Below are 12045 nucleotides of genomic sequence, written 5' to 3' on the forward strand. Positions count from 1 at the left end.
GTGAGCCCCGGCCTGCCCGGGACGGCGTCACATCTTCTCCTTCCAGCCGGCGCGGACCAGCCAGGCGTTCACCGGCCACGCCGTGAAGAAGCCCAGCACCATCGACACCTGCATCAGCGTCCAGTAGGCGGCCGTCGTCCTGGGCAGCCCCCGGCGAGAAGACCACCCCCTGGTAGATCCACATGCCGAGGAGGAGTCCTGCCTGGAAGACGAGGATCGACAGGGTGTCGGTCTTGATCGCGAGCCGGATCCCCCGCGCATCCTGCCGACGTCGCGCGTCGGCACGATCGTGAAGTACTGGAAGACGACGCCGAGGGTCCGGGCGAAGACGAAATCGAGCACGAAGTCCGCGTACAGGGCCTTGCCCGCGCTCGCGAAAGCGGCACCGAGACTCAGCCGGCCGATCGCCTCGATCCAGCCGGCGGGTCGCGTGCGGAGTTCCATGTGCTCACCCGTGGGACGGCCGTTGCGAGGACCGCATCGGAGTACTCCGAACGGTTGAAAGCCAAGCGACGGATCACATCGAGGTCTTCTCGGGCGCATCTCACCCTGCGCGCGGATGCGCTTCCGAGGCCGGCCGGGAAGCGGCATCTCGCACACGTGGCCCGGTGAGGGGCGTGCGCAGCCCGGCTGCGGTACCTAGGGTGGGTAGTGCAGGTCTGTGACACGGCCTGGAACGAATGACGGAGCAGGAAGACGCGCGACGCGGTGCCCGGTCCGCTGTGGGCCCGGCCGTGACGAGCGGCACCGGCGCGGACCGCGCGCACGCCGTCGGGCGTTGGGGATGGACCAAGGACGGTTCTGAACCATGAGGGATGCACATCGGCTTGAGCCCGCCTCGGCGAACCCGGGCGGCGGCACCGTGCTCGCGGCGTGGGAACGGTTCGTGCAGGGCGAGGACCACATCCCGGGTGTCCGGCCCCTGGTGGCGATCTCCTGGCATCGCTGCCGGGAGCAGTACCGGGTCGATCCCCGCCTCACGGAGGCTCCGGTGGCCGTCGCGGAGCCCGACCACACGCCCGAGCACGATGTCGTGTTCGCCGAGCTGGGTTTTCGTGCCGCCTCCGTGGCCCATGAAGTGGGCAACCTCGGTGGCGTCGTCACCGTCACCGATGCCACGGGCCGGATCCTGGCCGAGTGGGGTGATCAAGCCACGCTCACCAAAGCCGGCGACTGCCGTCTGGCGCCCTGGTTCTGCTGGTCCGAGTGCGCGGCCGGCACGAACGGCATGGGCACGGCGCTCGAGACGCACGGCCCGGTGTCGATCAGGGGCGCGGAGCACTGGTGCCGGGCGTTCCACAACTGGGTCTGCGCGGGCATCGCGGTGCGTGACGTGGTGACCAGGGAACCGATCGCGGTCCTGAGCATCTGCTGCTGGCGCAGCCGGCTTCCCGAGTCCGCGGGAAGCTGGCTGGCGAACGCGGCCACCATGACCCGGTGCCTGATGAAGAGGCACGCCCGGGACAACGGCGCCGAGTTGGTCGCGGCCTACACCCAGGCCAGGGCACGCTCCGGTGCGGCGCTCGCCGCGGTGGACACCGCGGGCAAGGTGGTGATCGCCGACGACATGGCGAGCGTGCTCCTGGGCGTCCCGGCGTCCACCCCGGCGGTCGACCCCACGCTGCGATGGAACCCCGGGCTGCCGGAATTGATCGCGGCCGCCCGGTACGCCACCGGGCAGGCAGCCCACCATCCCGACTGGGTCGGCTCGACGCAGATCTTCGCCCACCTCGCCGACGAGCCGACACCGATCGGCATCCGGCCCGTCTTCTCGTCCGGACGCCTGATCGGGCACCTGGTCTCGTTCGGTGCCTCCGACGGGACGCAGGTGCCCCAGGCGGAGGAGCCCGCGCCTCCTCGGACGCAGCCGCGCCGGCTGGTCGCGATGCGCGACAACCGGATGGTGCTGCTGCGGCTGCCGGAGGTCTCCTTCGCCGAATCGCGGGGAAACGACGTATGGCTCGCCACCGATCAGGGGCGATTGCGAGCCGCCTCCCTGAGCCTGGACAAGCTCGACAGTGAGCTGGCGGATGTCGGCTTCCTGCGGGTGCACCGCCGGTACGTGGTCAACCTCAGCCGCATCCGGGAGATCGAGCGCGGACTCAAGGGCGAGCTGTCCCTGGTCATGGACGACCGGACGAGGGAGATGGTGCCGGTTTCCCGGCGGAACGCGCCGGCCGTGCGTCGCGCGCTGGACATCTGAGTTCCCCGGCGCGACCTCTGTTCCCGGAAGGAGGTTCCCGTGCCCGACAGTGCGGACGCCGTTGCCGGCGGGATGAACGTCGCAGGTGCGGGCAACCGCGGCTGGTGGCCGGACCGGCTCGACCTGGCGATTCTCCGGAAACACCCCGCCATGGCCGACCCCATGGGCGAGGACTTCGACTACGCCGCGGAGTTCCGGACGCTCGACCTCGACGCCCTGGCGCGGGACGTCGACGAGGTGCTGACGACGTCGCAGGAGTGGTGGCCGGCCGACTTCGGCCACTACGGGCCGCTCGTGATCCGGATGGTGTGGCACTGTGCCGGGACGTACCGCATCGACGACGGCCGCGGTGGCGCGGGCGCCGGCATGCAGCGTTTCGCACCGCTGAACAGTTGGCCGGACAACCGCAACCTCGACAAGGCGCGCCGGCTGCTCTGGCCGGTGAAGAAGAAGTACGGCCGCAAGATCTCCTGGGCCGACCTGATGGTCTTCGCGGGCAACCGCGCCCTGGAGACGATGGGCTTCACGACCTTCGGCTTCGCCGGCGGCCGGGCGGACGTCTGGGGACCCGACGAGGACGTCTACTGGGGTCCTGAGCGCGCCTGGCTCGGCGACGAACGCCACGGCGGCGTCCGGCAGTTGGAGAATCCCCTGGCCGCCGACCAGATGGGGCTCATCTACGTCAACCCGGAGGGACCGAACACCGTCCCGGACCCGCTCACCTCGGCCCGGGACATCCGCGAGACGTTCCGGCGCATGGGGATGAACGACGAGGAGACCGTCGCGCTGATCGCGGGCGGCCACACGTTCGGCAAGACCCACGGCGCGGCCGACCCGGACGCCTGTCTCGGCCCCGAGCCCGAGGGCGCCCCCCTCGAGGAGCAGGGCCTGGGCTGGAAGAGCAGCTACGGCACCGGAAAGGGCGCGGACACCGTCTCCAGCGGGCTCGAGGGTACGTGGACACCCACGCCGACGAGATGGGACAACAGCTTCTTCGAGACCCTGTTCGGCTACGAGTGGGAGCTGGAGCTGAGCCCCGCCGGTCTCTGGCAGTGGATCCCGAGGGACGGCGGCGGGGCCGGCACCGTGCCGGACGCCCACGACCCGTCGACGACACACGCCCCGACGATTCTGACGACGGACCTCGCGCTGCGGTCGGACCCGGTCTACGAGCCGATCGCGCGGCGCTTCCTGGAGCACCCGGACCAGCTCGCGGACGCGTTCGCCCGGGCCTGGTTCAAGCTGACGCACCTCGACATGGGCCCGAGCCGGCGCTACCTCGGACCGCTGGTCCCCCGGGAGACGCTGATCTGGCAGGACCCGGTCCCCGCCGTGGACCACGAGCTCGTCGGGGCGGCGGACATCGCCGCGCTCAAGAGCCGGATCCTCGCCTCCGGGCTGTCGGTCTCCCAGCTCGTCTCGACCGCGTGGGCGTCGGCCTCGACGTTCCGCGTCAGCGACAGGCGGGGCGGGGCGAACGGCGCGCGCATCCGCCTCGAGCCGCAGCGGGGCTGGGAGGTCAACGACCCCGAGACACTGGCACAGGTGCTGCGCACCCTGGAGGGGATCCAGGAGTCCTTCAACAGCCCCCGGACCGGGGGCAGGAAGATCTCGCTGGCCGACCTCATCGTGCTCGGCGGGGCCGCCGCCGTCGAGCAGGCCGCCAGGAGCGCCGGCCACGACGTCCAGGTCCCCTTCACGCCGGGCCGCACGGACGCCACGCAGGAGTGGACCGATGTGGAGTCCTTCGCCCCGCTGGAGCCGGCCGCGGACGGATTCCGCAACTACCGCGGCAAGGGCGACCGGCTGCCGTCGGAGCACCTGCTGGTCGACCGCGCGAACCTGCTGGACCTGAGCGCGCCCGAGATGACCGTCCTCGTGGGTGGCCTGCGGGTACTGGGCGCCAACTGCCGGCAGTCGCCGCTGGGCGTCCTCACCTCGGCGCCCGGGTCGCTGACCAACGACTTCTTCGTGAATCTGCTCGACATGGGCACGGAGTGGAGGCCGACGTCCGCGACCGCGGAAACCTTCGAGGGCCGTGACCGCGTCACCGGCGAGGTCAAGTGGACCGGTAGCCGCGTCGACCTCGTCTTCGGCTCGAACTCCGAGCTGCGTGCCATCGCGGAGGTCTACGCGAGCGACGACGCACGGGAGAAGTTCGTGCGGGACTTCGTCGCCGCGTGGGACAAGGTCATGAACCTCGACCGGTACGACCTCGCCTGACTCCGGCGCGACGCGGTGCGGTGCGGCCCGGCTCCTCCCAACGGCGGCACATCGGGTGCGAACGGTAGCCGGTCGTGGACGAACGGCATGAGCCGGCCCGAACCGGCGCTCACCCTTGTCGGTGTGATCCGTCCGGCGTAGCGTTCTTATTGACGATCAATCCATCCCTCTTTTCGACGTTCTTCATCCGACCTAACACGTCCCTTGACCACCGATTGCAGCCAGGCATCGGGCGATGCGGAAAACCAAATTTTCGAGGTGAATTCGGAGAGCGTTTCTTCCGAGCAGAATTCGGGATGAGGAGAGTGAGGCCCCGATGACGACCGCGCAGGAGCGAGCCGACCTGCTGGACAAGATCGGGTTGGCCGCACAGAACAAAGCGGCGCTGGGCCGAGTGCTGGGAACCGGAAGCATTGGGCAGGCCACCGAGAAACCGGACGGCCGCATGCAGGCCACCATTCGCATCAACCCGGACGAGCTGACCTGGGACCCCTCCATTCTGGTCATGCCCCATGGAGGCGATATCGAGCTCGAGCTCGTCAACGACGACCTGAACACGCACTGCGCGCTCCTGCCGAGCAATGGCGACCGGAAGTTCATCTGGCTGGTCAACCATTCGCGCGGACGGGCGGCCCTCAACCTCGACGGGCCGGGCTACTACTGGTTCGGCTCTCCCACGGGCAATGACGAGGGCCGGGGGCTGACCGGGGCCATCGTCGTCCTGGGGGACGCTCCGCCGGAGGCCCGCCTCGACCGTCCCGAGCAGCCGCGGCCGTAGGAAGAAGGAGGAGCCCATGACGACCGTCGACTACGTGGACGCGGGCTGGGCTGTCGACCAGGGAACCCTGAACTACAAGACCCCCGGGGGAGACGTCGCGCCGCCGGTAGTGGCCGACGTCGACTACGAGCGCATACTCAACGCCCGCGAGGAGCCCCAGAACTGGCTCACCTACTACGGCGCCTACAACGGGCAGCGGTACAGCCCGCTGGACCAGATCAACACGGAGAACGTCAAGCGCATCGGCCCCGCATGGGTCTTCCAGGCCGGCACGACCGGACTGATCGCGGGCGCGTCGACCTACTCGTTCGAGGCCGCCCCGATCGTCGTCGACGGGGTCATGTTCCTCTCCGGCTGGGACGGCTGGGTCTGGGCCCTCGACGCGAAGACGGGTACGGAGATCTGGCGCTACAAGCATGCGGTCCCCTTCGACGTGTCCCTGTGCTGCGGGAACGTGAACCGTGGGGTCGCCGTGGCCCAGGGGAAGGTCTTCTTCGTCGCGGCGAACGCTCGTCTGCTCGCGCTCGACGCCACCAACGGCAAGCGGGTCTGGGACAGGACCTACGGAGACGTCCGGGCCGGGGAGAGCGCCACGCTCGCCCCGCTGGTCGTGAAGAACATGGTCGTCGTCGGGAGTTCCGGCGGCGAGTTCGGCGTACGCGGCCACCTCGACGCGTTCGACCTCGACACCGGCGAGCACCAGTGGCGCTGCTACACGGTGCCGAAGCCCGGGGAACCCGGCTCGGCGACCTGGCCCGCCGACGGCGAGGCCTGGGCACGGGGCGGGGCGAACCCCTGGATCACCGGCACCTTCGACCCGGAGACGAATCTGCTGTACATCGGCACCGGCAACCCGGCGCCCGACTTCGACGGAGAGGTCCGCGCGGGCGACAACCTCTTCACCGACAGCATCGTCGCCGTCGACGTGGACAGCGGTCAGATCCGCTGGCACTACCAGTGCACCCCGCACGACGTGTGGGACTACGACAGCATCGGCGAGTGCATCCTGTTCGAGCAGGACGGGCGCAAACTGCTCGGGCACTTCGACAAGAACGGCTACTTCTTCGTCCTCGACCGCACGAACGGCGAGCGGGTCCGGATCACCCCCTTCGTGGACCGCATCACATGGGGTGCGATCACGAGGGACGGCCAGGTGACGGCCAAGGTGTACCCGGACAAGGAGGGAGTACCGGTCCACTTCTACCCGGGCCCGGCCGGCGCCAAGGAATGGACCCACGCGGCCTACAGCCCGAAGACCGGGCTCTTCTACGTCCCGGTCCAGGACACCGGTGCCACGGCCACCCGGCGGCGCCGGGAGTTCAAAGAGAGCATCCCGTACTGGGGCGCGGGCGTTCAGGTGGACATCGAGGACATGGCGGGGTCCATCAGCGCGTTCGACGCGAGCGGCGAGGAGAAGTGGCGCCGGCGCAACGAACTCCCGATGTGCGCCTCGGTGCTGGCCACCGGCGGCGACCTGGTGTTCGCCGGCAAACCCTCCGGGGAGTTCGTCGCGCTCGACGCCCGCATTGGGGAGACGCTGTGGCAGTTCCAGTGCGGAAGCGGCCACCACAGCAACCCGACCACCTACATGGTCGACGGCAGGCAGTACATCGCCGTGCCGGTCGGCTGGGGCGGATGGGCCGAGGGGTTCCTCCCCGGCATGCTCGGCGCGGGACACGGAAGCGCCCTGTTCGCCTTCGCCCTCCCGGAGTCGTCGTAGCGCGTGACCGGAGCCTGCCGCAGTTCGGGGGAGGCAGAGAGGAGGTGGATCCATGGAGTCCCAGCTCGCTGTGTGGGAGACGCCCGAGTTCGACGAGATCGCAGTCGCGGCCGAGGTGACCATGTACGTCGCTCGGCTGGAGGACTAGCGGACGTGGGACGGCGCCGGACCTGGTCCGGCGCCTCCGACGGCTCGGGACGGTCACGGACGGCCGGGCCGGCGACGGACCCGGATCCTCGACGAACGGAGTGCCGGCGTGTTGCTGCGTGTGCTGGGCTCGGCGGCGGGGGGCGGCTCCCCGCAGTGGAACTGCGGCTGCCCGGTGTGCGCCGCGGTCCGCTCCCGGGCCGGCGCCGCGCGCACCCAGTCGTCGGTCGCGGTCAGCGCCGACCGCCGCCGGTGGTTCCTCGTCAACGCCTCGCCCGACGTCCGCTCCCAGATCGAGGCCTTCCCCGGCCTGCACCCGCACGACGACCGGACGACGCCGCTGGAGGCGGTGCTGCTCACCGACGCCGAACTGGACCACACGCTGGGCCTGCTCCTGTTGCGCGAGGCCCGCGCCCTGCGGCTGTACGCCACACCGGCGGTGCGCGAGACCCTGTGTGCCGGCTCGGGGATTCTGCGCACGCTCGAGCGCTACTGCCCGGTCGAGTGGCGGGCAGTGACGCCCGGCGCCGACCTCGCCCTGGCGGACGGACTGTCCTGCCGGGCGTTCGACGTGCCGACCAGCAAGCACGACCGGTTCGGAGCCGGGGCGGACCACGGCCGCGTCGTGGGCTACCGCCTGACCGACCAGCGCAGCGGGGGGACCCTGGTGTACCTGCCGGGGGTGCAATCGCTGACGCCGGCGCTGCGCGTGGAGATCGAGGGCTGCGGGTGCCTGCTGATCGACGGGACCTGCTGGCGCGACGACGAGCTCGTACGGCTCGGCCTGGCCGGCAGGACGTCCCGGGAGATGGGCCACCTGCCCATCGACGGCCCGGACGGCAGCCTGGCGCAGCTCCCGTCGCTGGGCGTGGGGCGGACGATCTACGTGCACATGAACAACACCAACCCGGTCCTCCTGGAGGACGCGCCCGAGCGGCGTACCCTGGAGAAGAGCGGCGCGGAGGTGGCCACGGACGGCCTCGAGGTCCGGGTGTAGGGCCAGGTGGTGCAGGGCCATGACGACGACAACCACGAGAACCGGCGCCGACGGCTTCGTCGAGGCGTTGCGGGCCCACTCGCGGCGGTACCACGACCAGCACCCGTTCCACGTCCGGATGAACGCCGGCCGGCTGAGCCGCCGGCAGGTCCGGGGCTGGGTGGCCAACCGCTTCTACTACCAGGAGAACATCCCCCGCAAGGACGCCGCGATCCTCTCCAACTGCCCCGACCTCGAGGTCCGCCGCCGCTGGATCCGACGGATCGTCGACCACGACGGCGCCGCCGCCGGCGAGGGCGGCATCGAGGCGTGGCTGCGCCTCGGCGAGGCCGCCGGGCTGACCCGCGAGGAGGTCCGGGACCACCGGCACCTGGTACCCGGGGTGCGGTTCGCCGTCGACGCCTACGTGGGCTTCGCCCGGACCCGCCCGTGGGTGGAGGCGGTGGCGTCCTCGCTCACCGAGCTGTTCGCGCCCGACCTGATGGCGGCGCGGCTGGCCGCGTTCGAGCGGTGGTACCCGTGGATCGACCCCGAGGGCCTCGCCTACTTCCGCGCCCGCCTGGAGCAGGCCCCCCGCGACTGCGAGCACGCCCTCGAGGTGGTCACCGCGCACTGCCTCTCCGCCGAGTCCCAGGCACGCGCCGTCGACGCGCTGTCGTTCAAGTGCGACGTCCTGTGGAGCCTGATGGACGCCGTCGACCAGGCCTACCCGGAGTGACCATCATGGACCCGACCCCTACCGGAACGACCCGGACCAGCACCGGGACCCGACCCGGCGTCGGAGTGTCCGGCTCGGACCGGCCCCGGCTGGCGCGCCATGTCCGGCTGTCCTTCTGCCGGACCAGGCAGCGCCAGGTCCTGCTGCACCCCGAGACGGTGGTGGTTCTGAACGGCAGCGGCGCGGACATCCTCGAGCTGTGCGACGGGCGGCGCACCGTGGCCGAGATCGTGACCGAGCTGGGCACGCGCTACCGGACCGTCCCCGACGACGAGGTCCGGCGGTTCCTGACCCGGCTCGTCGCCCGGCGCTGGGTGGAGCTCGACGATGGATAGCCCGTTCGGGTTGCTCGCCGAGCTCACCTACCGCTGCCCGCTGGCCTGCGCGTACTGCTCCAACCCGCTGAACATGGGCGACTACCAGGACGAGCTGGCCACCGACGAGTGGCGGCGGGTGCTGGCCGAGGCCGGTGACCTGGGGGTTCTGCAGTGCCACCTGTCCGGCGGGGAACCGCTGCTGCGGCGCGACCTGGTGGAGATCGTGACGGACGCCCACGGCCTGGGCCTCTACACCAACCTCATCACCAGTGCCCTCGGGCTCTCGCGTCCGAGGGCGGAGCAACTGCGGGCCGCCGGCCTGGACCACGTGCAGATCAGCATCCAGGCCGACGAGCCGACCGTGTCCGACCGGATCGCCGGAACCCCGTCCTTCCGGCGCAAGGTCGAGGCGATGGGCGTGGTCAAGGAGCTGGGCTGGCCGCTCACCGTGAACGTGGTGCTGCACCGCTACAACATCGACCGCGTCGCCGACGTGCTCGGGCTGGCCGAGGAGGTGGGCGCCGACCGGGTGGAGCTGGCCAACACCCAGTACTACGGCTGGGCCTGGCGGAACCGTGACGCGCTGCTGCCGAGCCGGGCCCAGCTCGAGGCGGCCGAGGTCGTCGTGCGGGCCGCGCGCGAGCGGTTGCGGGACCGCATGGACGTCATCTACGTCCTCCCCGACTACTACAGCCGCTACCCGAAGCCCTGCATGGGCGGCTGGGCCTCCCGGCAGCTGACCGTGACGCCGAACGGCGACGTCCTGCCCTGCCCGGCCGCCCACTCCCTGCCGTTGCCGCGGGCCAGTGTGCGGGAGGACTCGCTGGAGCGGATCTGGACCGAGTCCCCGGTGATGACCGCGTTCCGGGGGACCGACTGGATGCCGGAGCCCTGCCGGAGCTGCCCCCGGCGGGAGCTGGACTTCGGCGGGTGCCGCTGCCAGGCCTTCCTGCTCACCGGCGACGCCGCCCGCACCGACCCGGTCTGCCACCTGTCGCCCGACCACGGCCTGGTCGCCCGGGTGGTCGAGGCCGCCAACGCCGGCTCGCGGGCCGGCGGTCCCCCGCTGATCCCCCGCCCGCACCGGGGTCGAGTGAGCGAGCTAGCTGCCGAACAGCAACGGCAGCGTCACAGCGGCGATGATCAAGCTGACCCCGCTCACCAGGTCCGCGCGGATCCGGACGAGGCGCGCCGCGGCCCGCCCGAGCCGTAGCCCGATCAGCGACATCACCGCCGTCATGAGGCCGAAGACGGGGGCCGAGAACCACGGCGAGAGCCCGAGGAGCCCCAGGCTCGCCCCGGCGACCAGGTTGTCCAGACTCAGTGTCAACGGGATGCCGAACAGCGCCCACGGCTGGTCCAGCTCCTCCGGCTCGGGGTTCCGAAGGGCCGAGATGATGAGGTAGAGACCGTACCCACCGAGCGCGGCCGCGCCCACCAGATCGGCGACGCCCCCGACGGACTCCCCGATCCGGCGACCGATCAACAGCCCGGCCAGGGGCATGACCGCGTCCCACAGTCCGAAGGTCAGCGCGACCTGCACCGCGCGCTTCAGACCGAACGGGACGGTGCCGAGCGCGATCGAGACCCGGAAATTGTCGAGACTGAGGACGAAACCGAGGGCCAGTACTTCCCAGATCATGGCGACGTCGCTGCCCGACGACGACCGACACCAGCAGGAACGGTATTGCCTCGCCTAGCATTCGCCATGCTGGCGATGATATCTCAGGAGACCCGTGGAATAAACTCGGCAAGCCGATTCCCGGCAGTTTCTCGACATCACTCGCCCGACGGTGATCCGCTCCCGGAAACACTCCCGCGCGGAATTTCACCATTGCTGTTCACTTTCTGAACATTCGACCGCGGACATCGAAAGCTCCATCACGGACAGTTGTTCGGAGCAGTTCGGGGTGTTGCTTACCGAGGTGTTTTCCCGGGAGATGCGTCAGCAATTCCGCGCCCACCCGGAGGAGCCAATCCCCTGGCCGGTGGCAGCGGTCGCCAGGGTGATGAAGGCGGTGCGGACGCCGTGTTCCACACCGCCGTCCGTCTCCCCCGGGCCGCGGGCCCCGGTGACGATCGAACAGCTCTTGGGCACCGTGCCCGGCCATCAGCGATCCGAAGGCCGGCCTGGTGAGCGGAAGTCCCCAGCCGGAAGCCGATGACCTGGCCACGGCGGTGCATGGCGGCGTCGGTTCCACGGCGGCCGGCGGGCCCACTGGCCTGGGTCCGCGCGGAGGACCACGGCGACCTCCCCCTCGATCCTCCGCAGCGGTCGCTGCCGGGAGATCCCGATGCTCCGGGTCACAGTGACCAGCTGAGATCCCGGTCGAGCCCGGGGCGGTTCGGCGAGCCGGCGTCGTCGCCGGCCGTGGCCCATCGGTGGCTGAAGACGACGGGAATGTCCAGGGCGAGGAAGTCCTTCCCGTCCTCCGTGCGGGCGCGCAGGTGGATGCGGTGCCTCGCCACCGGCACCGCCGCGGGGATCCGAAGGTCCCACGTCTGCCGCCACGGCCCGGCGGGCGGCCGGGGATCACCCGAGAGGCTCGTGCCCATGCTTGCCAGCAGTTCGGGCAGCTTGTAGCTTTTGTCCAGTATTTTCATCGGGCCGATCTTCATGACCACCCTGCAGGTGACCCGGGTCAGGTCGACCGCCTCCTTGAGGTGGCCGTGCATCTCCCAGCGGACCTGGTGTCCAAGGCGCGGCCATGCGGGGGTCAGGGTGATGTCGAGGATGTCCATGACGTAGCTGTCGTCGCTCGCGTCCTCCACCAGGTGATTGCTCATGTCGCTCATCCCGTGGTGCGGTGAGGGGAAGTGGCGTGTGGCCGTGTGGCCCGTCGCTCCGCCCCGGGGCCGTGTGCTTGCGGCCGCGGGCCGGGCAGGGGCAGCCGGACCGGGTGTGCGGCGTGCGCTTTCGTCACCCGTCCGGGCCCGCCCGA

Annotated in this window: 12 protein-coding genes; 9 read left to right on the forward strand and 3 right to left on the reverse strand. The window is 70.6% G+C overall.

Annotated elements, in window-relative coordinates; all coding sequences use genetic code 11:
- Positions 1 to 27 precede the first annotated feature (27 nt).
- Positions 28 to 444 (reverse strand): DUF4396 domain-containing protein, encoded by a 417-nt coding sequence (locus tag RH94_RS38660; protein WP_234425678.1) that lies wholly within the window; start codon positions 442 to 444, stop codon positions 28 to 30.
- Between the two features lie 364 nt (positions 445 to 808).
- Here RH94_RS38660 and RH94_RS10695 point away from each other — a divergent pair, with 364 nt between their 5' ends.
- From RH94_RS10695 to pqqE, 9 genes are all read left to right on the forward strand, one after another.
- Positions 809 to 2203 (forward strand): DNA-binding protein, encoded by a 1395-nt coding sequence (locus RH94_RS10695; protein ID WP_079188977.1) that lies wholly within the window; start codon positions 809 to 811, stop codon positions 2201 to 2203.
- A gap of 72 nt (positions 2204 to 2275) precedes the next feature.
- Positions 2276 to 4426: a catalase/peroxidase HPI gene (katG, locus tag RH94_RS10700; RefSeq protein ID WP_073947401.1), complete on the forward strand. Its 2151-nt coding sequence runs from the start codon at positions 2276 to 2278 to the stop codon at positions 4424 to 4426.
- 316 nt (positions 4427 to 4742) lie between these two features.
- On the forward strand, positions 4743 to 5204 hold the full coding sequence (locus RH94_RS10705) for an MSMEG_3727 family PQQ-associated protein (RefSeq protein ID WP_073947391.1): 462 nt from the start codon (positions 4743 to 4745) through the stop codon (positions 5202 to 5204).
- Positions 5205 to 5220: 16 nt separating this feature from the next.
- Positions 5221 to 6924 (forward strand): PQQ-dependent dehydrogenase, methanol/ethanol family, encoded by a 1704-nt coding sequence (locus RH94_RS10710; RefSeq protein WP_073947392.1) that lies wholly within the window; start codon positions 5221 to 5223, stop codon positions 6922 to 6924.
- Between the two features lie 52 nt (positions 6925 to 6976).
- Positions 6977 to 7072: a pyrroloquinoline quinone precursor peptide PqqA gene (gene pqqA / locus RH94_RS10715; RefSeq protein ID WP_073947393.1), complete on the forward strand. Its 96-nt coding sequence runs from the start codon at positions 6977 to 6979 to the stop codon at positions 7070 to 7072.
- Positions 7073 to 7180: 108 nt separating this feature from the next.
- Positions 7181 to 8068, forward strand: a complete 888-nt coding sequence (gene pqqB / locus RH94_RS10720; RefSeq protein ID WP_073947394.1) for a pyrroloquinoline quinone biosynthesis protein PqqB — start codon at positions 7181 to 7183, stop codon at positions 8066 to 8068.
- Positions 8069 to 8087: 19 nt separating this feature from the next.
- Positions 8088 to 8786 carry a pyrroloquinoline-quinone synthase PqqC gene (gene pqqC, locus RH94_RS10725; protein WP_073947395.1) on the forward strand — a complete coding sequence of 233 codons (699 nt, stop codon included), beginning with the start codon at positions 8088 to 8090 and terminating at the stop codon, positions 8784 to 8786.
- Positions 8787 to 8791: 5 nt separating this feature from the next.
- Positions 8792 to 9121: a pyrroloquinoline quinone biosynthesis peptide chaperone PqqD gene (gene pqqD / locus RH94_RS10730; RefSeq protein WP_073947402.1), complete on the forward strand. Its 330-nt coding sequence runs from the start codon at positions 8792 to 8794 to the stop codon at positions 9119 to 9121.
- On the forward strand, positions 9114 to 10316 hold the full coding sequence (gene pqqE / locus RH94_RS10735; RefSeq protein WP_079188978.1) for a pyrroloquinoline quinone biosynthesis protein PqqE: 1203 nt from the start codon (positions 9114 to 9116) through the stop codon (positions 10314 to 10316). Before pqqD ends, pqqE begins: the two co-directional genes overlap by 8 nt.
- On the opposite strand, the gene RH94_RS10740 is transcribed toward pqqE, so the two are convergent.
- Both RH94_RS10740 and RH94_RS10745 read right to left on the reverse strand, forming a co-directional pair.
- Complete coding sequence (locus RH94_RS10740; RefSeq protein WP_073947396.1) at positions 10206 to 10745, reverse strand: manganese efflux pump MntP; 540 nt, start codon at positions 10743 to 10745, stop codon at positions 10206 to 10208. The genes pqqE and RH94_RS10740 overlap by 111 nt on opposite strands.
- Positions 10746 to 11407: 662 nt before the next feature.
- The gene (locus RH94_RS10745; RefSeq protein ID WP_073947214.1) at positions 11408 to 11890 is read right to left on the reverse strand and encodes a hypothetical protein; all 483 of its coding nucleotides are present in this window, start codon (positions 11888 to 11890) and stop codon (positions 11408 to 11410) included.
- Between the last annotated feature and the right edge of the window lie 155 nt (positions 11891 to 12045).

Source organism: Streptomyces kebangsaanensis (assembly GCF_001906585.1).
Lineage (GTDB): Bacteria > Actinomycetota > Actinomycetes > Streptomycetales > Streptomycetaceae > Streptomyces > Streptomyces kebangsaanensis.